25 protein-coding genes and 1 riboswitch are annotated in these 23,893 nt (G+C 59.3%); of the genes, 16 read left to right on the forward strand and 9 right to left on the reverse strand.

Annotated features, from left to right (window positions below):
• Positions 1 to 18 precede the first annotated feature (18 nt).
• Positions 19 to 1,212 (reverse strand): knotted carbamoyltransferase YgeW, encoded by a 1,194-nt coding sequence (gene ygeW / locus ACOMDU_RS11810; RefSeq protein ID WP_321045596.1) that lies wholly within the window; start codon positions 1,210 to 1,212, stop codon positions 19 to 21.
• Between the two features lie 51 nt (positions 1,213 to 1,263).
• On the reverse strand, positions 1,264 to 2,661 hold the full coding sequence (locus tag ACOMDU_RS11815; protein WP_321045597.1) for a YgeY family selenium metabolism-linked hydrolase: 1,398 nt from the start codon (positions 2,659 to 2,661) through the stop codon (positions 1,264 to 1,266).
• Between the two features lie 197 nt (positions 2,662 to 2,858).
• Between ACOMDU_RS11815 and ACOMDU_RS11820 the strand changes: the two genes are divergently transcribed.
• The 6 genes from ACOMDU_RS11820 (at position 2,859) to ACOMDU_RS11845 (ending at position 8,680) form a co-directional block, all read left to right on the forward strand.
• A complete protein-coding gene (locus ACOMDU_RS11820) occupies positions 2,859 to 3,515 on the forward strand; it encodes a helix-turn-helix transcriptional regulator (protein ID WP_421130497.1) in 657 nt (218 codons plus the stop codon).
• Complete coding sequence (locus ACOMDU_RS11825; protein ID WP_421130498.1) at positions 3,508 to 4,989, forward strand: pyridoxal-5-phosphate-dependent protein subunit beta; 1,482 nt, start codon at positions 3,508 to 3,510, stop codon at positions 4,987 to 4,989. The genes ACOMDU_RS11820 and ACOMDU_RS11825 overlap by 8 nt, the downstream gene beginning before the upstream one ends.
• A 65-nt stretch (positions 4,990 to 5,054) precedes the next feature.
• A complete protein-coding gene (locus ACOMDU_RS11830) occupies positions 5,055 to 5,543 on the forward strand; it encodes a transposase (RefSeq protein WP_421130499.1) in 489 nt (162 codons plus the stop codon).
• 11 nt (positions 5,544 to 5,554) lie between these two features.
• On the forward strand, positions 5,555 to 6,796 hold the full coding sequence (locus ACOMDU_RS11835) for a threonine synthase (RefSeq protein WP_421130500.1): 1,242 nt from the start codon (positions 5,555 to 5,557) through the stop codon (positions 6,794 to 6,796).
• Positions 6,797 to 6,871: 75 nt separating this feature from the next.
• Positions 6,872 to 6,970: riboswitch (purine riboswitch) on the forward strand.
• A 44-nt stretch (positions 6,971 to 7,014) separates the two neighbouring features.
• The gene (locus ACOMDU_RS11840) at positions 7,015 to 8,280 is read left to right on the forward strand and encodes an amidohydrolase family protein (RefSeq protein WP_421130501.1); all 1,266 of its coding nucleotides are present in this window, start codon (positions 7,015 to 7,017) and stop codon (positions 8,278 to 8,280) included.
• Positions 8,281 to 8,404: 124 nt separating this feature from the next.
• The gene (locus ACOMDU_RS11845; protein WP_421130502.1) at positions 8,405 to 8,680 is read left to right on the forward strand and encodes a hypothetical protein; all 276 of its coding nucleotides are present in this window, start codon (positions 8,405 to 8,407) and stop codon (positions 8,678 to 8,680) included.
• Between the two features lie 69 nt (positions 8,681 to 8,749).
• Here ACOMDU_RS11845 and ACOMDU_RS11850 read toward each other — a convergent pair whose 3' ends face one another.
• Positions 8,750 to 8,935 (reverse strand): CooT family nickel-binding protein, encoded by a 186-nt coding sequence (locus ACOMDU_RS11850; protein ID WP_421130503.1) that lies wholly within the window; start codon positions 8,933 to 8,935, stop codon positions 8,750 to 8,752.
• Between the two features lie 3 nt (positions 8,936 to 8,938).
• Complete coding sequence (locus ACOMDU_RS11855; protein ID WP_421130504.1) at positions 8,939 to 9,253, reverse strand: DUF8180 domain-containing protein; 315 nt, start codon at positions 9,251 to 9,253, stop codon at positions 8,939 to 8,941.
• A gap of 218 nt (positions 9,254 to 9,471) precedes the next feature.
• Here ACOMDU_RS11855 and ACOMDU_RS11860 point away from each other — a divergent pair, with 218 nt between their 5' ends.
• The 10 genes from ACOMDU_RS11860 to ACOMDU_RS11905 all read left to right on the forward strand — a co-directional run bounded on the left by ACOMDU_RS11860 (position 9,472) and on the right by ACOMDU_RS11905 (position 18,977).
• Positions 9,472 to 10,665 (forward strand): 2-hydroxyacyl-CoA dehydratase family protein, encoded by a 1,194-nt coding sequence (locus ACOMDU_RS11860; RefSeq protein ID WP_421130505.1) that lies wholly within the window; start codon positions 9,472 to 9,474, stop codon positions 10,663 to 10,665.
• A complete protein-coding gene (locus tag ACOMDU_RS11865) occupies positions 10,662 to 12,308 on the forward strand; it encodes a 2-hydroxyacyl-CoA dehydratase family protein (protein WP_421130506.1) in 1,647 nt (548 codons plus the stop codon). The genes ACOMDU_RS11860 and ACOMDU_RS11865 overlap by 4 nt, the downstream gene beginning before the upstream one ends.
• A gap of 15 nt (positions 12,309 to 12,323) precedes the next feature.
• Positions 12,324 to 12,539 carry a hypothetical protein gene (locus tag ACOMDU_RS11870; RefSeq protein ID WP_421130507.1) on the forward strand — a complete coding sequence of 72 codons (216 nt, stop codon included), beginning with the start codon at positions 12,324 to 12,326 and terminating at the stop codon, positions 12,537 to 12,539.
• A gap of 10 nt (positions 12,540 to 12,549) precedes the next feature.
• Positions 12,550 to 12,888, forward strand: a complete 339-nt coding sequence (locus ACOMDU_RS11875; protein ID WP_421130508.1) for a metal-sensing transcriptional repressor — start codon at positions 12,550 to 12,552, stop codon at positions 12,886 to 12,888.
• Positions 12,889 to 12,993: 105 nt separating this feature from the next.
• Positions 12,994 to 13,506 (forward strand): hypothetical protein, encoded by a 513-nt coding sequence (locus ACOMDU_RS11880; protein ID WP_421130509.1) that lies wholly within the window; start codon positions 12,994 to 12,996, stop codon positions 13,504 to 13,506.
• Between the two features lie 2 nt (positions 13,507 to 13,508).
• Positions 13,509 to 13,793 (forward strand): hypothetical protein, encoded by a 285-nt coding sequence (locus tag ACOMDU_RS11885; RefSeq protein WP_421130510.1) that lies wholly within the window; start codon positions 13,509 to 13,511, stop codon positions 13,791 to 13,793.
• A 117-nt stretch (positions 13,794 to 13,910) separates the two neighbouring features.
• Complete coding sequence (htpG, locus tag ACOMDU_RS11890) at positions 13,911 to 15,806, forward strand: molecular chaperone HtpG (protein WP_421130511.1); 1,896 nt, start codon at positions 13,911 to 13,913, stop codon at positions 15,804 to 15,806.
• Positions 15,807 to 15,984: 178 nt separating this feature from the next.
• Complete coding sequence (locus tag ACOMDU_RS11895; protein WP_421130512.1) at positions 15,985 to 17,175, forward strand: 2-hydroxyacyl-CoA dehydratase family protein; 1,191 nt, start codon at positions 15,985 to 15,987, stop codon at positions 17,173 to 17,175.
• Between the two features lie 2 nt (positions 17,176 to 17,177).
• Positions 17,178 to 18,794 carry a 2-hydroxyacyl-CoA dehydratase family protein gene (locus ACOMDU_RS11900; protein ID WP_421130513.1) on the forward strand — a complete coding sequence of 539 codons (1,617 nt, stop codon included), beginning with the start codon at positions 17,178 to 17,180 and terminating at the stop codon, positions 18,792 to 18,794.
• 12 nt (positions 18,795 to 18,806) lie between these two features.
• The gene (locus tag ACOMDU_RS11905; RefSeq protein WP_421130514.1) at positions 18,807 to 18,977 is read left to right on the forward strand and encodes a hypothetical protein; all 171 of its coding nucleotides are present in this window, start codon (positions 18,807 to 18,809) and stop codon (positions 18,975 to 18,977) included.
• A gap of 139 nt (positions 18,978 to 19,116) precedes the next feature.
• Here the strand turns inward: ACOMDU_RS11905 and ACOMDU_RS11910 are convergent, their stop codons facing one another.
• Genes ACOMDU_RS11910 through ACOMDU_RS11930 form a run of 5 tightly spaced genes read right to left on the reverse strand, consistent with a single transcriptional unit; the run spans position 19,117 to position 23,871 of the window.
• On the reverse strand, positions 19,117 to 19,854 hold the full coding sequence (locus ACOMDU_RS11910) for a hypothetical protein (protein WP_421130515.1): 738 nt from the start codon (positions 19,852 to 19,854) through the stop codon (positions 19,117 to 19,119).
• Positions 19,854 to 20,021, reverse strand: coding sequence for a hypothetical protein (locus tag ACOMDU_RS11915; protein WP_022135555.1), 168 nt, complete (start codon positions 20,019 to 20,021; stop codon positions 19,854 to 19,856). Before ACOMDU_RS11915 ends, ACOMDU_RS11910 begins: the two co-directional genes overlap by 1 nt.
• 30 nt (positions 20,022 to 20,051) lie before the next feature.
• Entirely contained in the window at positions 20,052 to 20,846 is a 795-nt protein-coding gene (locus ACOMDU_RS11920; RefSeq protein ID WP_022135554.1) for an acyl-CoA dehydratase activase, read from the reverse strand.
• A gap of 38 nt (positions 20,847 to 20,884) precedes the next feature.
• Positions 20,885 to 22,672 carry a 2-hydroxyacyl-CoA dehydratase family protein gene (locus tag ACOMDU_RS11925; RefSeq protein WP_022135553.1) on the reverse strand — a complete coding sequence of 596 codons (1,788 nt, stop codon included), beginning with the start codon at positions 22,670 to 22,672 and terminating at the stop codon, positions 20,885 to 20,887.
• On the reverse strand, positions 22,672 to 23,871 hold the full coding sequence (locus ACOMDU_RS11930; protein WP_421130516.1) for a 2-hydroxyacyl-CoA dehydratase family protein: 1,200 nt from the start codon (positions 23,869 to 23,871) through the stop codon (positions 22,672 to 22,674). Before ACOMDU_RS11930 ends, ACOMDU_RS11925 begins: the two co-directional genes overlap by 1 nt.
• Positions 23,872 to 23,893 lie beyond the last annotated feature (22 nt).

Consider the following 23,893-nt stretch of genomic DNA (forward strand, 5'->3'; position numbering starts at 1 on the left):
CGCTATCGGGTCGATTATTTAGAACTTCTTGCGGGTGTCCTTGGTCTCGTCCAGCTCCATCAGGGCCTTGACGGGATCCTTCACCTGGGCCATGAAGATCATGGCGGCGATGATATAGGGCTTGTAGGAGGCCTGCTTGTACAGAGGCACGATGTAGCGGTCGAACACGGAGTTGTCTACCTCGCCCTCGGCGCAGCTCAGACCGGTGATGTCGGCGGGCAGGCAATGCAGGTACAGGGCCTTGCCGTCCTTGGTGAGCTTCATCATCTCTTCGGTGCAGGCCCAATCCTTGTGCTGGGCGTTCTGGGCCAGCAGGCGCTTCTCCAGTGCGTCAATGCCCTCCTTGTCGCCGGCGGCGTACAGCTTGGTGCGCTCTTCCATGGCGGCATAGGAAGCCCAGCTCTTAGGATACACGATATCGGCATCCTTGAAGGCCTCGGCCATGCTGTTGGTCTTGTGGAACTTGGAGCCGTACTTCTCGCAGTTCTTGCGGGCGACCTCTTCCACCTCGGGCATCACGTCATAGCCCTCGGGATGGGCCAGGGTCACGTCCATGCCGAAGCGGGTGAACAGGCCGATCACGCCCTGGGGCACGGACAGGGGCTTGCCGTAGGAGGGAGAATAGGCCCAGGTCATAGCGACCTTCTTGCCCTTCAGGTTCTCCACGCCGCCGAAGTAGTGGATGACGTGCAGCATATCGGCCATGCACTGGGTGGGATGGTCCACGTCGCACTGCAGGTTCACCAGGGTGGGCTGCTGCTCCAGGATACCGTCGCGGTAGCCTTCCTTCACGGCGTCCATAAAGGTCTTCTGATACTTGTGGCCCTCGCCGATGAACATATCATCGCGGATGCCGATGACGTCGGCCATGAAGGACACCATGTTCGCGGTCTCACGGACGGTCTCGCCGTGGGCGATCTGGGACTTCTTCTCATCCAGGTCCTGGACCTCCAGGCCCAGCAGGTTGCAGGCGGAGGCGAAGGAGAAGCGGGTACGGGTGGAGTTGTCGCGGAAGATGGAGATGCCCAGGCCGGAATCGAACACGCGGGTGCTCTTGTTGCGCTCGCGCAGGTCGCGCAGGGCGTCGGCCACGGTGAAGATGGCGTCGATCTCATCATCGGTCTTGTCCCAAGTCCAATAGAAATCAGTCTTGTACATATTGTTGATGTTCAGGGTAGACAGATGGCGTGCCAGTTCAACAGTCTTGCTCATTTTGATCGTTCTCCTTGTATGTTTAATATAGCGTATATGGCGTATGATCGATTACTTGATGTCGTTGCCGGTCAGCTCCTGGCGGAAGCTGGTGGCGGAGCCGTCCTTGTTCTCGGGCTTGTACAGGCCGGGAACGGCGGCGTACAGGGCGGCGCAGGTCACCAGGTCCTGCTTGAAGGTCACCTCGTTGGGAGCGTGCGCCTGGGACTCGGCACCGGGGCCGAAGCCCACGCAGGGGATGCCGTAGCGGCCCTGGATGGACACGCCGTTGGTGGAGAACGTCCACTTGTCGGTCAGGGGACGGCCCTCGCGCTTGGAGGCAGCCAGCTCGGTGGGCATCAAACGCTTGTCGCCCCACAGGTTGTGGTGGGCGTCCACCAGGGCCTGGACGTGAGGAGCAGTCTCCTTGTTGATCCAGGTGGGGAAGAAGCACTCAGTCTCATATACATGGCCGGTCCATGCGGGACGGTCATACATATACATGGACACCTTCACGTCCTTGGCATACTTCTTGCAGGCGGGCAGGTCCTCGATCTCCTTCAGGCAGGACTGATAGGTCTCGCCGGCGGTCATGCGGCGGTCGATGGAGATGGCGCAGCTGTCGGCCACAGCGCAGCGGGAGGGGGAGGTGTAGAAGATCTGGCTGGTGGTGCAGGTGCCGCGGCCCAGGAAGCGGGCGTCCTCATAGTGCTCGGGGTTGAACTTGGGATCCAGCATCTTCACCAGGCCGTTGATCTCGGTGGAGCCGTCGGCGGGGTTCTCGTTCAGGTCACGGACGTTCAGGATGACCTCGGCCATCTTGTGGATGGCGTTGTCGCCGCGCTCGGGGGCGGAACCGTGGCAGGACACGCCGTGCATATCCACGCGGATCTCCATACGGCCGCGGTGGCCGCGGTAGATGCCGCCGTCGGTAGGCTCGGTGGAGATAACGAATTCGATCTTGCTGCGGGCGTCCTCAGGACCGTTGAAGTACTCATTGACGATGGACTGCCAGCACATACCGTCGCAGTCCTCCTCCTGCACGGAGCCCACGACCATCATCTTGTAGCCCTTGGGCAGCAGGTCCAGATCCTTCATGATCTTCACGCCGTAGGCGGCGGCGGCCATGCCGCCCTCCTGGTCGGAACCGCCGCGGCCGTAGATGATGTCATCGGTCTCATAGCCCTTGTAGGGGTCGGCTTCCCAGTTTTCGATATTGCCGATGCCAACAGTATCGATGTGGCTGTCGATGGCGATGATCTTGTCGCCCTCGCCCATCCAGCCGATGACGTTGCCCAGCTTGTCGAACTCCACCTTGTCATAGCCCAGGGCCTTCAGCTCCTCGGCGATGCGCTTGACGACGCCCTCTTCCTCACAAGACTCGGAAGGGATGGCGATCATGTCCCGCAGGAACTTGACCATAGCGGGTTTGTACGCCTCGGCGGCGTTTCTGATGGCAGCAAAATCCATAATGTACCTCCGCAAAAATTTTATCAAATTCTGTGTTAAAAACGGGTAAACGGTTTTTACCATCTCCTATCATAGCACATGGCGGCCGGATGTCAAACAAAAATTTAGGAAATCAAAAAGTTTTTCAGAAAAAACCGTTGCTTTTTGTGGGAGGTGTGGTATTATGTAAGAGGAGAAAAGCGGAAAAGGAGGGTGTTATGGAGGCGAAACGATTAGAATCGCTGAAGCAGATCGCCGCGGGCATCGCGGCGCAGTTCGGCGACAAGTGCGAGGTGGTCATCCACGATGTGGCCAGCAGCCACCCGGAGCACACCATCGTACACATCGAAAACGGGCACGTGTCCGGCCGGAAGATCGGCGACGGTGCATCCAGGGTCGTCATGGAGCAGCTGGAGCATCAGAACGAGCAGCCCCAGGACCATCTGTGCTACCTGACGCGGACGCCGGGCGGGAAGATACTGAAATCCTCGTCCCTGTATATCCGCAACAGCCGCGGCGCGGTCACGGCCATATTTTCCATCAACTATGACATCACCAACATCATGATGATGCACCAGGAGCTGGGCGAGTTCATGCTCACCCGCGACCGGGAGCAGTCCGAGCCGGAGAAGATCATCAACGTCAACGATGTGCTGGACGAGCTGATCCAGCAGTCCGTGGCGCTGGTGGGCAAGCCTGCGGCCCTGATGAACAAGGACGACAAGATCCGGGCCATCCGCTTCCTCAGCGATGCGGGCGCGTTCCTGGTCACCAAGTCCGGCGACAAAGTGGCAAAATACTTCGGTATTTCCAAATACACCTTATATTCCTATATCGATGCGAACAAACAACAGGAGGAAAAGAAACATGGGTAAAATCGATCTGTCCATCAACAAAGTCGGTCTGGCGCATAACATCCAGAAGGCCAAGGAGAACAACGTCATCATCCCCACCATCGCCCAGATGCAGAACCCCGACCTGATCCCCGAGAAGATCAAGGCCAAGCTGAGCCACACCGGTCTGTGGGATGTGGATCCCGTCAACCTGTTCCGCATTTCCTGGCACAACGAGGCCAAGGAGTCCGGCGGTCTGTTCCAGGCGGTCCCCAACTATGTGGAGATCCCCAGCAAGCTCTCCGGCGTGCCCTGCCGCATCGTTGCCATGTCCGGCAAGTGGTTCCCCACCGGCTGCCACAAGGTCGGTGCCTCCTTCGGCTGCCTGGCTCCCCGCCTGGTGACCGGTCAGTTCGATGCCACCTATCACCACGCCGTGTGGCCCTCCACCGGCAACTACTGCCGCGGCGGCGCCTTCAACTCCAAGCTGCTGGCCTGCGAGTCCGTGGCCATCCTGCCCCAGGATATGTCCAAGGAGCGTTTTGACTGGCTGAAGTCCATCGCCGGTCAGATCATCGCCACCCCCGGCTGCGAGTCCAACGTGAAGGAGATCTTCGACAAGACCTGGGAGCTGAAGCAGGATCCCACCATGATGATCTTCAACCAGTTCGCCGAGATGGGCAATCCCCTGTGGCACTACAACGTCACCGGCTACGCCCTGGCCGACCTGTTCGAGGCCATCAAGAAGCCCGGCCAGAACTTCGCCGGCGCCTGCTTTACCTCCGGCTCCGCCGGCACCATGTCCGCCGGTGATCTGCTGAAGGAGCGCTATCCCCACCTGAAGCTGGCCGTGGGCGAGGCCCTGCAGTGCCCCACCATCCTGGATAACGGCTTCGGCGGCCACCGCATCGAGGGTATCGGCGACAAGCACATCCCCTGGATCCACAACGTGAAGAACACCGATATGGCCATCGCCATCGACGACGAGGACAGCCAGCGCCTGCTGCGCCTGTTCAACACCCCCGAGGGCCAGAAGTACATGAAGGACGAGCTGGGTATGTCCGACGAGGAAGTCCAGAAGATGACCTGGCTGGGCATCTCCGGTATCGCCAACGTCCTGTGCTGCATCAAGATGGCCAAGTACTACGAGCTGACCGAGAACGACGTGGTGGGCACCGTGCTGACCGACTCCGCCGTGATGTACCAGTCCCGCGTGGAGGAGCTGAATCAGATGTATGGCGCGTACAACGCACATGAGGCGTCTCTGGACCACAACCTGCACATGCTGGGCCTGAAGACCGACTCCATGCTGGAGCTGACCTACACCGAGCGCAAGCGTGTCCACAACCTGAAGTACTACACCTGGGTGGAGCAGCAGCAGATGAACGTGGAGGACCTGAACGCCCAGTGGTACGATACCAAGAACACCTGGGACGCCGTCCACGCACAGGCCAAGGAGCTGGACGAGCTGATCAATGAGTTCAACGAGGCCACCGGCCTGCTGAAGGCGCTGTAAGAAAACACCGCAACAACGCCTCAGGGCGGGGCGAAAGCCCCGCCCTGTTTGTTTGGAAGGCAGATATGCAGGAACGAAAATCGCTTCGGCTGCCGGCATATGATTATTCGCAGGCCGGCGTGTATTTTATAACGATCTGCACTGCGGGGAAGAAGCACATTCTTGGACGTGTTGTAGGGGGCGGCGTCCTCGACGCCCCACACGTCTGCCTTTCGGATCACGGAATTATCGCGGAGCAGACGCTGCTGAAAATGAATGATTTTTACGGGGATATTTCCATTGATAAATATGTGGTCATGCCCAATCATGTGCATTTTATCATCACCGTGGCTGCACACGGCGGGTCGTCGAGGACGCCGACCCCTACGAATGCAAAATTGCCGGCTTTTGTTTCGACATGGAAACGATTTACCAATAAGAAGGCGGGCGTTTCCCTCTGGCAGCGTTCCTATTATGACCATGTCATCCGCAATGATGCGGACTGCCTCCGTGCATGGCAATACATCGACGACAACCCCGCGAAGTGGGCGGAGGATGAATATTATTCCGATTAAGGAGAACCACCATGAAAAACGTAAAATACGGCAAATGTGTCCGCTGCGGCAAGACCTACGACGCCGTTCCCGACCTGACCAACTGCGAATGCGGCGGTATCCTGGATATCGTCTATGACTACGACTACATCAAGTCTGTGCTGACCAAGGAGAAGCTGGCCAAGCGCGAGAACCGTTCCATGTGGCGCTACCGTGAGCTGCTGCCTGTGGAGGAGACCACGCCCGACACGCCGCTGCGCGTGGGTTGGAGCCCCCTGTACGAGGAGCCGAAGCTGGCGGAGCTGCTGGGCATCAAGCGTCTATGGGTCAAGGACGACGGCCAGAACCCCACCGCATCCCTGAAGGATCGTGCCAGTGCCATGGCCGTGGCCAAGGCCATGGAGGCCGGCGCCAAGACCATCGCCTGCTCCTCTACCGGCAACGCCGCCAGCTCCCTGGCCGGCAACGCCGCCGCCGCGGGTATCAAGACCTATATCTTCGTCCCCGAGCGCGCCCCCAAGGGCAAGGTGGCCCAGCTGATGATCTTCGGCGCCAACGTCATCTCCGTCAAGGGCAACTATGAGGACACCTTCAAGATGTCCGCCGCCGCCATTGACAAGTACGGCTGGTACAACCGCAACGCCGCCATCAACCCCTACCTCTCCGAGGGCAAAAAGACCGTGGCGCTGGAGATCGCCGAGCAGCTGAACTGGGAGATGCCCGACTACCTGGCCATCTCCGTGGGCGACGGCTGCACGATCGCCGGTGTGTGGAAGGGCTTTAAAGACCTGTACGCCATCGGCTTCATCGACAAGCTGCCCCGCCTGATCTCCGCCCAGTCCCTGGGCTGCTACCCCATCAACCGCGCCATCCAGGAGGACAAGCCCTGGGAGCCCATGGAGGAGAACACCATCGCCGACTCCATCTCCGTAGGCGTGCCCCGCAATGCCGATAAGGCCCTCATGGCCATCCGCGAGTCCAACGGCATCGCCGTCAACGTCTCCGACGAGGAGATCCTGGCCGCCCAGCGCCTGCTGGGCCGTACCTGCGGCGTGTTCGGCGAACCCGCCGGTGTCACCGGTGCCGCGGCGCTGAAGAAGGCCTGCGATGAGGGCCTGATTCCCCACGACGCCACCGTGGTGTCCGTGGTCACCGGCAACGGCCTGAAGGACGTGGCCAACGCCATCAAGTCCGCCGGCGAGCCCATTCACATCGAGCCCGACCTGGATCTGATGGTCGAGGAGTTCAAGAAGCGCGGCGTCACCGTGGAGTAAGATGCAGCATCCCCCGGCAAATGCCCTGCATTTGCCGGGGGATTTTCTCTTGCCAATCCATCAGGAATGTGGTACAATAGCTTCCATAATACAGCTCATATAGCCCCGCGAGAATGGCGCGGGCGTTTCTACGGAGCCGCCGACGGCTCTGCTATGGGTGTTTCGATGCACGACATCGGAGCATCCATTTTTATTTTGCTTGCAGGAGGTATCTCACCATGACACAGGTCTTACGCGGCAATATCGTCCATGCGCCCGCCATGGGCCGCCTGGACATTCTCGAGCACGGCTGCCTGGTGCTGGAGGACGGCGTCATTACCGGCCTTTATCCCGATCTGCCCGCCCATCTGGAGGGCGCGGAGGTCCGCGACTTCGGCGACCGCATCATCATGCAGTCCTTCGCGGATATGCATCTCCATGCGCCCCAGTACCCCATGCTGGGCATGGGGATGGACCTGCCGCTGCTGGACTGGCTCAACACCTACACGTTCCCCACCGAGGCGCGGTTCGCTGATTTGGACTACGCCCGCCGTGTCTACCGTCGGCTGGCTACAGACCTGATCACCAACGGCACTACCCGCGTCTGTATGTTCTCTTCCCTCCACACCGACGCTACCCTCGTCCTCATGGACGAGCTGGAGCGCGCCGGCGTCACCGGCTATGTGGGCAAGGTCAACATGGACCGCAACGGCCTGCCCGGCAAGCTGCAGGAGACCACGGAGGAGTCCGTGGCCGAGACTCTGCGCTGGCTGGAGAACTGCCGTTTTGAGCACATCAAGCCCATCCTCACGCCCCGCTTTACTCCCAGCTGCACCGACGGGCTGATGACCCAGCTGGGAAAGCTGGCCAACGAGCGGGGGCTGTACGTCCAGTCCCACCTGTCCGAGAGCACCAACGAGATCGCCTGGGTGAAGGAGCTGCACCCCGAGTGCAGCCAGTATTGGGAGACATACGACAAGTACGGCCTTTGGAAGGACCACACACTCATGGCCCACTGCGTCTGGTCCGACGAGCGCGAGCGCGCCGCCATTCGTGACGCCGGTGTGGTGGTGGTCCACTGCGGCGACTCCAACGTGAATATCTGCTCCGGTATTTGCCCCGTCCGCCGCATGGTCAACGAGGGCCTGTGGGTCACCCTGGGCAGCGATATCGCCGGCGGCGCCCAACTGCCCATGTACAAGGTCATCACCATGTCCATCCGTACCTCCAAGGCCCGCCGTGTCACCGACGAGCAGCACCCCGAATTCCTGACCGTGGCCGAGGGCTATTACCTGGGCACCACCTCTGGCCACAAGTATTTCGGGGCAGGGGAGGGCTTCGCCGTGGGAGATAAGCTCCACGCCGTGGTCATCGACGACGGCGACTTCCCCGAGGCCGCCCATCCCCTGAATGTGGAGGAGCGCTTCGAGCGCGCCATCTACATGACCCACCGCCACAACATCGTCTCCGTCTGGTCCGACGGCCGCGAGGTCGTCCGCAGATAAAGTGAAAAATGACCGGGTATCCCGGTCATTTTTCATTTTCCATGCCAGAATTATTGCAAAAAACCCTTGTCAAATAGGAAATCTTTGTTATAATGAAACCAACCGACAGGGTGGCAGAGGTACCTTGACGCGTTCCGGTTATACGTTTAAGGGCTGGAAAATGAATGGTTCCACCGAAGTATACTCCAGCCAGCAGATCAAGAATTGGAATGGACCGTTGGGTGACACAAATCGTCTCACCGCGGTCTGGTCCGCCAACTCCTATTACTACTACTCCCCCACTACGACCGACACCAAGACCGACTCGCCCAAGACCTTTGACGCGGGCGTGGGCATCTATGCCGTGACGGCTCTGCTGTCCGTGACCGGCATGGCGTGGGCCGGCAAAAAGCGGCACTAAGTCAACAAAAAAGAAAGCCCGTAAGGGCTTTCTTTTTTGCTCCGCCGGCAGACAGAAAAGCGGCCGCCATCAGGCGGTCGCTTTCTTGATAATGATCTCGTTCTCCATCAGGTCGATCTTCTCGATCTGCCCATTTACCACCGTGGGGATACCCATGATATCGGTGAACACCAGCTGCCCGTCCTTCTGTGTCACGGACGCCACGTTTTTGCACACCGGCTGCCGTTCCGCCGTCCATACTGTGGAAAGACACATCGTTTATTCCTCTCCTTTCAGGATCCGCAGGGCCTCCGCCAGCTTCTCGTTGCCCACGGTCAGGTCCACCACTGCCTCGTGCAGCAGCTGCGCGGCCTCGCCCTCTACGCTGTGGGCCAGCTCGTGCAGTTCCTCGGCGTGGTGCTGGTTATGCGTCACCATGTACGCCAGCAGCGCCACCGTCTCCTCCGGCGAGTGGTGCTCATGCGTATGCCCGTGATCGTGCCCGTGCTGATGGGTATGGGCGTGTGTGTGCGGCGCGTCTGCACCGGCATGATCGGCCGAATGTACGGCCGCTTTCTCGTCAATCGTACACATATCCGCACCTCCGTTTTTTTCTGTGCTCATTCTACCACGGCGGCACTGAAAAGTCAATTTTCCTCCCCAAATCGTCAAAAAACCGACGATAACAGACATATCTCCTGAAAGTGTCCGAAATCTGTGCAAACAACACAATTTCATTGACAAATTTTCTGCAATTATGTATAATTTTACTGGATAATACTGCGCGTTCCGCGCAGCAAGGAGGACGAGAGATGAGGGACCTTAAACATCTGATTTACTTTGAGAACCTGCTGCAAGAGGCCAATAACGACCTGGTGAAGCAGGCGAAAAGTGACGGAAAACTGGCTTTAGGCTACACCTGCTATTTCATGCCGGAGGTGCTGCTGGACCTGCCCGGCTGCTTCTCTGTGCGCCTGCGCGCCCCCCGCTGCACATCCCCTGATATGGCGACCTATTATATGTCTTCCCGCACCTGTCACTACGGCCGCAGCCTTCTTGAGCGTGCCCTGGAGGGCGGCTTCAATTTCCTGGATGCCCAGCTGGCTACCGAGACCTGCACCGTGACCTGCCGTTTTCAGGAGCACCTCCAGCGTATGGATATCATCCAGAATGAGCGCTTCAAGTGCGAGTTCATGGATGTCCCGTTCAAAAAGACGGAAAACAGTATTGACCATTACGAGGCACAGATCAAGGCCCACGTCCTGGATTTCCTCCATGACAATTACGGCGTGGACACCTCTGACGAGGCCCTGCGCCAGACCATCGAGAGCCACAACGAGCTCTGCCGTATTATGCAGGCTATCGGCGATCACCGCAAGCTGGACGTGCCCACCATCACCGGCTATGAGTACCATGTCATCAACCTGGTGACCCTGGCCTGTCCCAAGTACCTGATCATCGACAAGCTCCGCGAGACGCTGGAGGAGCTGAAGACCCGTGAGCCGGACGCCAGACCCCAGTACCGCTGCAAGGTCCTGCTGGCCGGCAGCGAGAACGACGACCCGGACTTTACCAAGCTTATCGAAAGCTGTGGCGCCCTGGTGGTGGCGGACCGCTACTGCTACGGCGGCATGGAGTCCCGTCTGCCCATCGAGATCCGGGAAGGGGAGACGCCGCTGCGTGCCATCGCCCGCCACTATCTGCTCACCAGCCAGTGCACCCGCTTTATGGAGCAGCATGAGATGCGCCAGCGCAAGCAGCACATCGCCGACCTGGCAAAGGCGTACAAGGCGGACGGCATCATCGTGGCCTCCAACAAGTTCTGCGAGTACTGGAGCTATGAGCGTGTCATCGATACCGTCGTTCTCCAGCGCGACTTCGGCTATCCTGTCTGTTCCATCGAGAAGGAGTATATCAACGCGGCCAGCGGCCAGCTGCGTACCCGGTTCCAGGCGTTCATTGAGAGCGTGGAGATCAAGAAGATCCAGGAGGGCGTGAAGAGATGAAGAAATTTGATCTGAAAAACGTGGTGGAGAAGGTCAAGACCACGGATTATAAAAAGCTGGCTAAGGATTTCTGGTACGGCAAACCCCACGGCGAGCGCCGCCTGGGCGACCTGTACTGCGACAAGACCGGATTGTACAAGCACCGCGAGTGGCGCGGTGTGAAGGACACCTTCTACTATTTCAACAAGGTGTGGCTGTACAACTACGGTATGCTGGTCTACGATGTGATGCGCTACGGCGGCATCTGGACCTTTGCCAAGGGCTGCTGGCGCTATCGCTGGATGGGCCAGACCTATCTGCCCGTGCTCCACTGGTTCGACCGCGGCATGGAGGGCCTGCGGGGTGAGGCGCTGCGCGCCTGTCCGCTGCACTATCGGGCCATGACCAACGCCACTATCTACCAGTTCATGCAGATGTTCCGCAACGACCTGAACACCAACAAGGGGAATAAGAAGGTCCAGGCGCGGCACGACAAGACCATCGCCCACGACGAGACGGTGTGGGGCGGCATTTTCTATCCCTTCAGCAAGGAAGTGGAGAACGTCCCCCTGCAGATGATCCCCTATTTCGTCACCTGCCATGTGAACAACCACACGGTCCTCAACTACATCGACGCGGTGCAGTCCCTGGGCCTGCCCGGCGACCCCTGCCCCATGTGTCAGGCCGAGGCCGGACTGTTCGTGCTGGATGATGTGCCCGACTACTACAAGGCGGTCATCACCTCCAACGAGGCCTGCGACGGCTCCGTGGCCACGTCCATCATTCAGGACTGGCTCATCGACAAGCCCCTGTTCGCCATGCCCCAGCCCATGCAGTTCGACGATCCGCTGGTCCACAAGCACTGCATGAAGGAGATCGAGGAGGCGTGGAAGTTCATCGAGGAGCAGACCGGCGTTCCCTTCGACTACCAGCAGCTGTGTAAGAAGCTGGAGAGCCAGAACGAGCTCCAGCGCTTCGAGTGGGAGAAGTGGGATGTGGCGGCCAACACCAATTATTATCCCATCAACGGCGTGTCCCAGGCGCTGTACCGTATTTACCAGTCTCAGTACGGCGATCTGCCCATCTGGCACGAGACGGACAAGAAGGTCCGCAAGATCATGGAGAAGTGCGTGGAGCAGCGCATCAACAACTTCCCGCTGACCCGCCACCGCGTCATTGCCTGGTCCTGTGCGCCGCTGTACTATTCCAACTGGTGCACCTGGGCCTATAACTGCTGGGGCCTGAACACCATCATGAACATGGACTCCCTGATGTTCGACATGACCCTCCGCACCGACGGCTACGAGCACACCCTGGAGGACATGGCGACCTACCACGAGTGGGCGCCGATGCGCCGCATGGCTGTGGGTGGTATGCACCACATCTTCGAGCTGTGGGAGAACATGGAGCGCTTCCACTGCGACATGGTCATGATGTACGACCAGCTGCTGTGCAAGGGTATGCAGGGCGTCCACGGCCTGTTCGAGGATGAGTTCCGCGCCCGCAATATCCACGCCATCTGGATGCCCCATGCCCTGCCCGACAAGCGTAATGTCTCCCGGGCCGAGATCCGCAGCATCATCAACGACTACATGACCACCGTCATGCAGGAGGAGCCGCTGGATCCGTCTTTGCTGGAGTTCGACGATTCTATGAGCTGGTAAGAGGAGGAAGAGAACATGAAAACTGTATTCAAGATTTTGAAAAAGGTCGTCCTGATCGGATTGGGCGTCTACGCCGCACTGTTCGCCGTGTTCTTCTTCGACCTGGACGGCAAGGCGCTGTTCTACGGTGTGGAGCCGTTCCTGTGCCGCCATTACGACCGCATGGAGCGCCGCGATCCGCTGAAGCAGAAGTACGATATGGACAAGCCCCGATACGAGTATAACAAGTGAGGCGATACCCTTGAGCGAACACAACCATACCCACACCCATGTGGACGAGAACGGCCGGGTCTATGAGCACAGCCACGGCCACCACCATTCCCATGCCCAGACCAAAGCCGTGCTGAACCGGCTCAGCCGGGCACAGGGCCATCTGGATGCCGTGCGGAAGATGGTGGAGCGCGGTGAGGACTGCGCCGAGGTGCTGGTGCAGCTCAGCGCGGTGATCTCCGCGCTGAACGGCACGGGCCGCGCCATTCTCAAGGATCACATCAGCCACTGCATCGTGGATGCGGTGGAGGCCGGTGACCAGGAGGCCATCCAGGCGCTGAACGATGCCATCGACCGCTTTATGCGGTAGCGCTCCGGACACCGGCGGCAGAATGTCTGAATACCGCCCTGCGGCATTGACAGCGGCAGGGCGGGGGACTATACTAAACGTGAGTGACAGAGAGGGAGGAAGACTATGATTTCCGGCATCGTCTACACATCCAATTCCGGCTACACGGCGCAGTACGCCCGCCTGCTGGGTGCCGCGCTGGATCTGCCCGTGACCGACGCCAAGTGGGGCGCCGATCCCCATCCGGGCAGGGCGGTCATTTACCTGGGCTGGCTCATGGCCGGCAAGGTCCAGGGATATGCGAAAGCGGCCAAAGAATTTGATATCCGCGCCGTCTGCGCCGTGGGCATGGGTCCCGCCAGCCAGGCCGGGGCCGAGAAGGTCCGGGCCAAGATGGGCATTCCGGCGGAGGTGCCGGTATTCACCCTGCAGGGCGGCTTCGATATCAACAAGCTGCACGGACCCTATAAGTGGATCATGCAGCTGAAGTGCAAAGAGATCCGCAAAACGCTGGCGGGGAAGGCCAGTCTCAGCCCCGCCCAGCAGCTGACCTACGACATGGCGACCAAGGGTGCCAGCGCCGTCAGCGCGGAGAACCTGACACCGATCATCGACTGGTATAAAACGAAGGAGGGCTGACCATGAGGAAGTTTTTACACATGGCGGGCGGTATCGCCAAAAAGACGCTGGCCACTGCTGCAAAGCTGGCGAAGAAGCTGGCGCACATCGTATTGCAGGCTGCCGGCGCGGCGGTGTCCGCCGTGGGCAGGGCTGTGAAGGACCTGCTGGGCAAGGCGGCCTGCGGCGTGGGCAAAAAGGTGCAGAAGTTCATTCCACCGGTGTGCAAGGTCGTGATGATCGTGTCCGGCGCGGTGGCGCTGCTGTCCTGCGTGGGCTGGCTCATCAGCCGCAAAAAATTCGCGTAAGCGAAACGCGTATACCACAGGGAGATGCGCCGGGGCGCATCTCCCTTAAACAAAGCCCCGCGTTTCCACGCACCGCGCAGGGAAGGGCGGGGGAGAGCAAAGGAGATCTGAGCAAGTATGAAGAAAAAGGCATTCAAAGCGGAGAGCAAACGCCTGCTGGACCTGATGATCAATTCCATCTATACCCACAAGGAGATATTCCTGCGGGAGATCATCTCTAACGCCTCCGACGCTATCGACAAGCTGTGCTACCTGAGCCTGACGGACGACAAGGTGGGCTTGAACCGGGATCAGTTTGAGATCAAGCTGTCCATTGATAAGGAGCGCCGCCTGCTGACCGTCAGCGACAACGGCATCGGCATGAGTCAGGAGGAGCTGGAGAACAACCTGGGCGTCATCGCCTCATCCGGCAGTCTGAAGTTCCGCCAGGAGGTGGAGGGTGACGAGAGCGCCGATACCGACATCATCGGCCAGTTCGGCGTGGGCTTCTACTCCGCTTTCATGGTGGCCGACGAGATCACCGTCATCACGAAGAAATACGGCGAGGACCAGGCCTGGAAGTGGCAGTCCACTGGCGTGGATGGCTATACCATTGAGCCCTGCGAGAAGGATACGGTGGGCACCGATATCATCATGCACATCAAGCCCGACACCGAGGAGGAAAAGGACGAATACAGCCAGTACCTGCGGGAGTATCCCCTGTACAAGCTGGTGAAGAAGTATTCCGACTATATCCGTTTCCCCATCCGTATGCGCATGCCCCATCCGGAGCTGAAGGAGGGCAGCACCCAGGAGAACCCCGAGTACGAGGAGAAGTTCGAGTGGGAGACGCTGAACAGCATGGTGCCCCTGTGGCAGCGGAAGAAGGCCGACGTCAAGAAGGAGGAGTACGACGAGTTCTATCAGCAGCGCTTTGCGGACAGCCAGCCGCCGTTGAGTGTCATCACCGTCTCAGCCGAGGGCGCCGTGACCTATAAGGCTCTGCTGTTTATACCAGAGAAGGCGCCCCTGCGCTACTACTCCGAGGAGTTCGAGGGCGGGCTGCAGCTGTACTCCGCCGGCGTGATGATCATGGACAAGTGCAAGGAGCTGCTGCCCGAGTGCTTCAACTTTGTCCGCGGTGTGGTGGAGTCCCCGGATCTGAACCTGAACATCTCCCGTGAGCTTTTGCAGCACGACCGCCAGCTGAAGCTCATCGGCGCCAACCTGGAAAAAAAGGTCAAGGCCGAGCTGGAGCGTCTGCTGCGGGACGAACGCGAGAAATATGAGTCCTTCTGGCAGTCCTTCGGCCGCCAGATCAAGCTCAGTGCCATGGACAACTACGGCGAGAAGAAGGATATGCTTCAGGATCTGATGCTGTTCTATTCCTCCACCGAGAAAAAGCTGGTGACGCTGGACGAGTACGTCTCCCGTATGCAGGAGGGCCAGAAGTACATCTACTTTGCCTCCGGCGACACGGTGGACGCTGTGGACCACATTCCCCAGACGGAACTGCTGAAGGACCGGGGCATGGAGATACTCTACTTTACCGACAAAGCCGACGAGTTTCTGTCCGATATCCTGAGATCCTATAAGGATAAGCCCTTCCGTTCCGCCACCGACGGCGATCTGGACCTGCCCGGCGAGGCCGAGAAGCAGGAACAGGACGAGCAGCAGTACAAGGAGGCCTTTGCCTTTATCAAGGAGGCCCTGGGCGGTCAGGTGAGTGAGGTCAAGGCCTCCGCTCGCCTGAAGACCCACCCGGTCTGCCTTTCCAGTGGTGAGGGCGTTACCTTCGAGATGGAAAAGTACTTCACGGCTGCCCAGCCGGAGTTGGGGCTCAAGGCCAAGCGTATTCTGGAGATCAACGTGGATCACCCCGCCTTCCTGACCTTCGAAAAGACCCGGCTCACCGACCCGGAGAAAGCCAAAAAGTTCGCCCAGGTCTTCTACAACCAGGCACAGCTGATCGCCGGTCTGCCCATCGACGATCCCACCGCCTACACCGACCTGCTCTGCTCCCTGTGGCAGTAGATCATCAGAAAAAGAATGACCGCCGTGAGGCGGTCATTCTTTTTCCAAAACGACAAAAAATACGGCGCAAATAGTTGCAAAAATAGTTGAAAAATGCTAAACTATAAATAGTGTGTGAACCAGCAAGACCCACGACCCAAATCCGGGGAGAAGTCCCCATTGAGAAGGAGTTTTGCCCATGAAAGACTTGAAGCACCTGATCTGGTTTGAGGACCTTTTGCAGCAGGCCAACAACGAGTTGGTCCAGCGCGCCGCGGCGGAGGGCCAGCTGGCTCTGGGATATAACTGCTACTATATACCCGAAGTGCTGCTGAATTTGCCAGGCTGCTTTTCCAGCCGCCTTCGGGCCCCCAACAGCGGCACCGCAGAGATCGCGTCCTACTACATGACAAACCGCAACTGTCCCTATGTCCGCTGTATCCTGGAACGGGCCATCGAGGGCGGCTTCAACTATCTGAACGCTCTGTTCGGTGCGGAGGGCTGCGCCGCCATGGAGCGCATGGAGGAGCATTTTACCCTGCTGAAGCCGGTGAAGAACGACCGCTTCATCACCACCATCATCGACCCACCCATGAAAGGTGACAGGACCAGCCTGGATTACTACAAAGCCCAGCTGAAAGCAAAGGTGCTGGATGCCCTGCGCGACAGCTTCGGCGTGGACACCTCCGACGATGCGATTCGTGCCGCCATTGAAAAGCACAACCGTCTCTGTCGGGTCATCACGGAGATCGGCGACCTCCGTAAGGCGGAAAACCCGGTCATCACCGGCTATGAATACCACGTCATCGTCCTGGTGAGTCAGGTCTGTCCCCATGACCTGATTTTGCCGTATCTGGAGGAGACGCTGGCGGAGCTGAAAACACGCCGGCCGGAGGCGGAATTCCCCTTCCGTGCCCGTGTCGTGCTGGCCGGAAGCGAGATCGACGACCCGGAATTTACCAAGCTGCTGGAGAGCTGCGGTGCCATGGTGGTGGCAGATCGCTATTGCTTCGGCACCTTCCCAGGCCGAGAGGAGATCGAGATCCACGGCGGCGAGACGGCCTTCGACGCGGTGTGTCGGCACTATCTGCACCACAACCAGTGCGTCCGGTTTATGGACGGCGCCAAGATCGACCAGCGGCACAGTGAGCTGCGCCGTCTGGCGGAGGACTACGGCGCCGACGGGATCATCTACGAGAGCATGAAGTTCTGCGAGTTCTGGAGCTATGAAAAGGTGCTGGCCAGCCACGTGCTTCAGCAGGAGATGGGCATCCCCTGCTGCACCATCGAGAAGGAGTACACCCTGGGCAGCGTCGGTCAGCTGCGTACCCGCTTCCAGGCCTTTGTCGAGAGTCTGGAGATCAAAAAACTGGGCCATAAGGAGGTGTGACCATGGTACTGAAGCAGTGGACCAATGCCGTCATCGGCGTGATCGATAAAAAGCTGGAACGCTTTGACCCCAAGTGGCAGGCAGCTAACGGCAAGGGCGGTCTTCGCAGCCGCTATGAGGATAAGACCGGTATCGCCCGCCACCGGGAGTGGCGCGGTGTGAAGGATACCTTTGTGGACTACACCGCCTGGCTGAACAACCTGCTGGCCATGGGCAAAATGGTGGCCTCCGCCCCGGTGCCGATCCTCAAGGGCTTCTGGGAGTACCGTTGGATGGGCTCCTATCTGGGCACCTTCGCCTTTATTGACCGGCTGTTTGAGGGCTACCGGGAGGACGAGCTGAAGATCGCCCACATGAATATGCACTGTATCGTCAGCAGCCTCACGAAAAAGATCGCCCTGGTCCTGGCCAACGACAAGCGTCTGGGCGGCGGAAGGGACAGCGACAACATCGTTCCCATGGACGAGGTCATGCCGCCCCTGTTTATGACCGGCTTCCCCGGCCTGATTCCCATCCCCATCCAAACACTGCCGGAGTTCATCATCTGTGACATCGACCAACACCTGGAGCCCTACTACATCGATGTGGCCGAGTCCTTCGGCCTGGCCGCCGACGTCTGCTCCCGCTGCTCGGCGGAGACCGGCGTTGCCATCGACGACGATTTCCCCATTGTGGGCCGCGCTGTTCTGACCACCAATATGCCCTGCAACGCCAGCGAGGCCACCTCCATGTTCCAGCGCCGCCGCTTTGGTCTGCCGGATTTCCCCGTTACCATGGCCATGATCCACAACGAGCCCGGCGCGCACCCCTACTCCACCCAGATCCTGCGGGATGCCATCGCCTTTATTCAGGAGAACTACGGCGTCAAGTACGACTGGGAGGCCCTGTTCACCCGCGCTGAGCACATGAACGAGCAGAACCGCATCGAGTTGGAGAAATGGGAGCTGTTCAAGACGCCTTACTCCGCCCTCTGCGGCATTGCCGAGAGTCTGTATCGGTTATACTCCTGGGCCTCTGTCAACGGCCAGGAGGACCAGTTCACTAAAAACGACCGCAAGGTGCTGAAGCTCATGCTGGAGGCTTACGAACGGAAGCATGAGCCTTTCGACGGAACTACCCGCCACCGGGCGTTCCTGTGGGGCCCCTCCGCGGTGTATTACACCGATTTCCCCACCTGGGTCCAGAACTGCTGGGGCATCAATATCGTGCTGAATATGGACTCTACCATGGGCCACAACATGATCTCCACCACCGACCCGGAACAGGCCATTCAGGACCTGGCCCTGTTCTCCGAGAAGGGCGTCATGCGGCATCATGCCGTTGGCGGCTGGGACAATGTCAACGCTGTGTGGGAGTGGGCCAGCAAGTTCAACTGCGACATGGTCATCTTCAATGACAATGTGGCCTGTAAGGGCATGAACGGCGTCCACGCTCTCATGGAGGAGCAGGCCCGTGACCTGGGCTTCCACTTCATATTCCTGGAGCACGACCTGGAGGACTGCCGTACCATCTCCCGCCGGGATATGCGGAACACCGTCAACAAATACATGACCGTCGTACTGAACGAGGCACCGCTGGACCCCACGCTGGTGGACTTTGACGACAGTCTGGCCTGGTAAGGAGGGAACCATATGAAATTCGCAGCTAAATTGCTGAAAAGACTGCTCATCACGGCAGCACTGCTGTTTGCGGGCACCTTCACCATCTACTATCTCAATCTGGAGAACAAGCTGATCTACAAGGTCATTTATCCTTTCCTGCAAAAGCACTACAACAGCCAGCAGCGTGACCGCCGCATTTGAAAAGAAGAAAAGGATACCCGCCCTCCGGCGGGTATCCTTTTGTGCAAAAGGCCGTCCTTCGATGGACGGCCTTTCGGCACACGAACAAAAAAGAACGGCCCTGGGGGCCGTTCTTTTGCCTGTGGATAGGGGAGAGGGCTCACTCCGTGGTGTGATGCTCCTTGCCGAAGTGCAGCTCGCGCATGCCCTCTACCTCGTCGCAGATGGCCTTCAGGTTGCAGGAACCGCAGTCGGTGGGCATTCCCTCCAGGATCTTCGTCAGGCTCATGGTGATGTCCTTGACCGTCTTGGCGTCCCTGGTCAGCGCCGCGTAGTCCGCCTCCGGCGCGGTGATAAACAGCAGCTTCACCGCCAGAATGTTGCGGTTCTGCTTATACTGCCGGATAAAGTCCGCGCCGATGCGGCGGAACGTCATGCCCTTCTGCACCGCCTCCCGGCTGATACGCACCTGTTCCCGGCTGGATTCCGAGCTGGTGCGGATCATATAGCCCTTGGGGAACACATGGTACTTCACAAAGTCCATGTCCTGGATGGCCCGGAAGGCCTGCTCCGTGTCGTCCTCGTCATCGGACTCGATATCGCCCACCCGCAGCAGAGCGATGCGGGCATAGTGGCTGTCGCCGTTCAACTCGTCCAGGTCCGGACCACAGACCACGATCTCGTCCCCGGGCACCAGCTCCGCAGAGGAGGTCACACAGGTGAAATTCACCGCGCTTTTGCCGCTGCCGCCCAGCTCATAGGCGGCGTCCCGCAGCATGACCAACTCAAAGGCCCCGGTGTCCTCCCAGGCCTCCGCCGGGTCATAGGCATACCGCTTGGGCGTGGAGGCGCCGGCAAGCGCCTCCACCTCCCGTATGATCGGATTATACAGCTCCATCAGAACTTGATATCCACTTTCTTGCGGTCAAAGATCTTGTTGACCTGCACATAGGCCCAGCCCAGCAGCTTCTGGTCCAGGTTCCAGAAGTACACGACGAACAGTGCGCCCACGGCCACCGCCAGAATACGGATGAGCTTAAAGAGAAATTTGAAAACCTTACACATATCGTAGCCTCCTTAAATGGCAAGAGGTATTCAGGCGCGGGCCATGCCCTTCTGCCGCGCGTACTCGGCGGCGCCCAGCGCGCCCATCAGCTGGGGATCGGTCTTCAGGTCGATGACCTTCAGCTTCAGCACGTGCTCGATGGCCTGCTTCAAACCGGCATTTTTGGCGCAGCCGCCGGTCAGAGTGATGGCGTCGGTGGCGCCGGCCTTCTTGCTCATGACGAAGCAGCGCTTGGCCACGGCCATCTGGATACCGGCGGCGATCTCGTCCATGGGCTTGCCTTCGCCCACCAGGGTGATGACCTCGCTCTCGGCGAACACGGTGCACTGCGCGGTGATGGGGATGACGTTCTTGGCCGTCAGGGACAGGTTGGAGAACTCGGGCAGCGTCATCTCGAAGCTGCGGGCCATGGCCTCATAGAACCGGCCGGTGCCGGCGGCGCATTTGTCGTTCATGGCAAAGTTCTTCACGGTGCCGTCGGTGTCGATGGAGATGCCCTTCACGTCCTGGCCGCCGATATCGATGATGGCCTTGACACTGGGGTCGGTGACGTGCACGCCCATGGCGTGACAGGAGATCTCGGAGATATTCTCGTCGGCGAAGGGGACCTTGTTGCGCCCGTAGCCGGTGCCGATCAGATAGCCCAGCTCCTCGGAGGAGTTCAAGCCCACCTTGTTCAGCACTTCCTCCATCGCCAGCTTGGCGGAGACCTCGGAATTGATCTTGCTGCGGATGGTGGTGTCGGCGCAGATCTTGCCGTTCTCATCCAGAATGACCGCCTTGGTATAAGTGGAACCCACATCACAGCCGCCGTAGTATTTCATAGTCGTAAACTCCTTTATATATGTAGTAGTTGAGAATATTACATGCAGTTTTCGTCGTCGAAATCGCAGAGGGAGGGATCGATCGGCTCGGCGCGCATGACCGTGCGCATGTACTCGTTGACCTTGTCGCGCATGGTCTTGCGGGAGACGGTGCGGGGATCCATCAGGTCATGCTCGATCCAGATCATGTGATAGCCGCGCTCGCGGCCCTGCTCGTCCAGGATGCCCTGTACGGTGGCCATGTTCTTGCAGGCCACGTTCTGGTACATGATGATGATGTTGGTGTTCCACGCCTCGCACTGGCGCCACAGCTCGTCCACCACGTTCTGGTAGCCGCCGTTGGTGTGCCGGCGCATGACCATACGCTCGTACAGCCGCGCCAGATCGCGCAGGGCCTCCTCCTTGTCCTCTGTCTCCAGGGGCTTGGTGAAGTTCAGGGATTCCATCTCCACCAGGATGTTGATGCCCCAGCAGTTGGCCAGCCAGTTGGAGAAGTTGGCGTAGTAGTGGGCGGGGCAGCTCCACACGATGCCGCGGTAGCGCATCTTGCCCACCCACGCCTCGTCGCGGCGCTGGTAGGACTGCATCAGCAGGTCGTTGACCTTGCGGCAGGTCTTCATGACGCGCGGGTCGATACCGCCGTCCATTTCGTAGTTCCACTTGCGGAACAGCTCGTAGCTGGGGCCGATGATCTGGGGATAGGCGGTCTTGTTGACCTCCCATTTCTCCAGCTCATACCGCGTCTCCTCGTTAAAGCGCTTCATGGCGGAGAAATAGGCGTCCCAGCTCCACTTGGCGCCGGTCTGCTCCTCAATGAACTTGATGCACGCCCGGATATCCTCGGCGCCCATCTGCACCGTCTCCTCGTCCTCATACCGAACCGGGAAGCACAGGTGGAACACGGGCAGGTCGGGGAAGCGGCGGGACATATAGCTGGAGGCCATAGTGGAGCCGTCGCAGGGCATGGAGGAGGAGATAAAGCACTTGCCCATGTGGGGCAAGGCATCGATGACCAGCGCGCCGCACTCGGAGGACGGCACCGGGCAGCAGTCCGCCGGCAGGCCGAAGGACTCCACGGCGTCGATGTAGGGCACGCAGGTGAGCTGGTCGATCTCGGACACCAGGAACACCGGCATCAGCTGATAGGGGATACCCAGCAGGTCGGGGAAGCCGGCCATGATCTGGCCCATGGTCATCTCATCGAACAGAACGACCTTCTTGTTCAGCTCGGAGCTGTTGCCGTTCTTCTTATCGCACTTGGCCAGGAACACCAGATTTTCCGCCACATAGCGGAAAATGTCGTAGGTCATCAGGTGGCTCATTTTCAGGGCGTTGCCCCGTTGACCCATGGTGTTCTTATCCATGAAGCTCACGCAGCACATATAGGAGATCATCCAGCGATACCAGAACGTGGTGTTCAGGGCGGGTATCAGATCCTTGGAGAAGGTGGCCAACAGCATGCCCCAGACCTTCAGCCAGCCGGAGAAGTCGACGAGGGTGCTCTCCACGCCGCGCCACTCCCGGCGGACAGTGGCCATGTCACCCTTACGGTACAGGGCACCCAGATGCTTTTCGCCGTTGAGCAGCAGGTCCTTGCGCTCCGCGCAGGTCATGGCGGCAACGGTCTTGGCCTCCCGTGCTACACGGTTCATATTGTCAAGGAAATGCTCCTTCTGTTTCCTGCCAAAGGCTTTCCAGTCCGTCTCCTTGATGAGATCGAGAGCGATGGAGCCAAACTCCTTCAGGTTGGCGGCCTGCGCCTTCCAGTCCATCTCAGTCTTGGCGCGGAAGAATTCGGGATTGGGAAATTTCTTCTTGTCAGCCATCAGTTGGCACCTCCGTTCTGCTTGTGGAGCTTCTTGATCTCCAGCGACTCCACAAAGGCCTGCACGCGGGTCCGCAGCTGGCCGGAGTTGCCGTTGTTGTACAGACGGTCGATGCTCAGCACCGGCCAGTCATACTCCTCATGCATGATGTGGCTCACCAGCGCGCGCTCAAAGCCCCAGTAGTCGCAGTATTTCATCTGCTCATAGATGATGCCGTCAGCGTGATACTCCCGTGCCAGGCGGTCCGCCGTCTCGCGGCGCTGCTGCACCTTCTCATCGGCGATGTAGCGGGCGCATTCGGAGTGCTGCATGATGTGCATGCAGATCTGGGGCAGGGCGTCCTCATCGTCCTTCAGCTCAATGATCTCCCGCCCGGGAGTGGAGCCGAAGCAGTACCGGTCGGACACTACCAGTGCGCCGCAGCCCTCGATAAGCTTCGTCAGCTGAGGGTCGTCGATCTCGCTGCCCACGATGGCCACGCGGGCACGGAAGGCGGGCTTGGGATCCGGCTTGCGTTTTTTCAGCTCCGTCAGCGTCTCTCGCAGGTAAGGCAGGATCAGGTACTTGGGACAGGTAAAGCTCACCAGGTTCAGCACGTGGAACTCATAGCCGGTGATGACCGGGTTTTCCTCCTTGCGCAGCTCGCCGATCTCGCTGATGATGGAACAGACCTCGTTGTGCTCCTTCACCGCCTGACGGATAGCGGCATCTGAGGTATCCACGCCGTACTTTTCCGTCAGGGGATCCAGCACCCGGCGGCGCATCTGCTTGACGTAAGAGTCCAGCGTGTAGTCGGTGATCTTGTAGGGGATGTCGCAGTGGGTGACAAAGAAGTTGGGCTTGTCATTCATCTGCAGAATTTCAAAGTGCTCCATGGCGCGGTTCATCATGGAACAGGCGTCCACGCCGGCCAGCGCGTCCAGGAACTGGTAGCCGCCCTCCATGCCGCGCTCCACCAGGGCGCGCGCATATTCACAGGTGTAGTTGGACATATAGTAGGTAGCGATGTCCAGTGAACCGGTGCGGGGGGCGCGGAGCCGGACGGAGAAGCAGCCGGGCAGGTTCAGCAGCGGCTCAGGCATATGGTAGCAGGTATAGCCGATGGCCAGCTTCCCCTCCGCCTGTGCCTGTTTTACCAGATCATTGTCGGCATTCTCCAGCAGGCTCTCGAAGTAGATCAGATGCTTCAGGTCTCTCAAGAATTACACCTCTCTCCTAATG

This window comes from Vescimonas sanitatis, from assembly GCF_049060325.1.
GTDB lineage: Bacteria > Bacillota > Clostridia > Oscillospirales > Oscillospiraceae > Vescimonas > Vescimonas sanitatis.

Coding starts and splice junctions, on each gene's coding strand:
- ACOMDU_RS11825 (WP_421130498.1), top strand. CDS start 3,508: ATGGGTAAAATCGATCTGTCCATCAACAAAGTCGGTCTGGCGCATAAC.
- ACOMDU_RS11880 (WP_421130509.1), top strand. CDS start 12,994: ATGATTTCCGGCATCGTCTACACATCCAATTCCGGCTACACGGCGCAG.
- ACOMDU_RS11885 (WP_421130510.1), top strand. CDS start 13,509: ATGAGGAAGTTTTTACACATGGCGGGCGGTATCGCCAAAAAGACGCTG.
- ACOMDU_RS11865 (WP_421130506.1), top strand. CDS start 10,662: ATGAAGAAATTTGATCTGAAAAACGTGGTGGAGAAGGTCAAGACCACG.
- ACOMDU_RS11835 (WP_421130500.1), top strand. CDS start 5,555: ATGAAAAACGTAAAATACGGCAAATGTGTCCGCTGCGGCAAGACCTAC.
- ACOMDU_RS11860 (WP_421130505.1), top strand. CDS start 9,472: ATGAGGGACCTTAAACATCTGATTTACTTTGAGAACCTGCTGCAAGAG.
- ACOMDU_RS11830 (WP_421130499.1), top strand. CDS start 5,055: ATGCAGGAACGAAAATCGCTTCGGCTGCCGGCATATGATTATTCGCAG.
- htpG (WP_421130511.1), top strand. CDS start 13,911: ATGAAGAAAAAGGCATTCAAAGCGGAGAGCAAACGCCTGCTGGACCTG.
- ACOMDU_RS11900 (WP_421130513.1), top strand. CDS start 17,178: ATGGTACTGAAGCAGTGGACCAATGCCGTCATCGGCGTGATCGATAAA.
- ACOMDU_RS11840 (WP_421130501.1), top strand. CDS start 7,015: ATGACACAGGTCTTACGCGGCAATATCGTCCATGCGCCCGCCATGGGC.
- ACOMDU_RS11915 (WP_022135555.1), bottom strand. CDS start 20,021: ATGTGTAAGGTTTTCAAATTTCTCTTTAAGCTCATCCGTATTCTGGCG.
- ygeW (WP_321045596.1), bottom strand. CDS start 1,212: ATGAGCAAGACTGTTGAACTGGCACGCCATCTGTCTACCCTGAACATC.
- ACOMDU_RS11870 (WP_421130507.1), top strand. CDS start 12,324: ATGAAAACTGTATTCAAGATTTTGAAAAAGGTCGTCCTGATCGGATTG.
- ACOMDU_RS11815 (WP_321045597.1), bottom strand. CDS start 2,661: ATGGATTTTGCTGCCATCAGAAACGCCGCCGAGGCGTACAAACCCGCT.
- ACOMDU_RS11850 (WP_421130503.1), bottom strand. CDS start 8,935: ATGTGTCTTTCCACAGTATGGACGGCGGAACGGCAGCCGGTGTGCAAA.
- ACOMDU_RS11925 (WP_022135553.1), bottom strand. CDS start 22,672: ATGGCTGACAAGAAGAAATTTCCCAATCCCGAATTCTTCCGCGCCAAG.
- ACOMDU_RS11910 (WP_421130515.1), bottom strand. CDS start 19,854: ATGGAGCTGTATAATCCGATCATACGGGAGGTGGAGGCGCTTGCCGGC.
- ACOMDU_RS11855 (WP_421130504.1), bottom strand. CDS start 9,253: ATGTGTACGATTGACGAGAAAGCGGCCGTACATTCGGCCGATCATGCC.
- ACOMDU_RS11895 (WP_421130512.1), top strand. CDS start 15,985: ATGAAAGACTTGAAGCACCTGATCTGGTTTGAGGACCTTTTGCAGCAG.
- ACOMDU_RS11905 (WP_421130514.1), top strand. CDS start 18,807: ATGAAATTCGCAGCTAAATTGCTGAAAAGACTGCTCATCACGGCAGCA.
- ACOMDU_RS11820 (WP_421130497.1), top strand. CDS start 2,859: ATGGAGGCGAAACGATTAGAATCGCTGAAGCAGATCGCCGCGGGCATC.
- ACOMDU_RS11920 (WP_022135554.1), bottom strand. CDS start 20,846: ATGAAATACTACGGCGGCTGTGATGTGGGTTCCACTTATACCAAGGCG.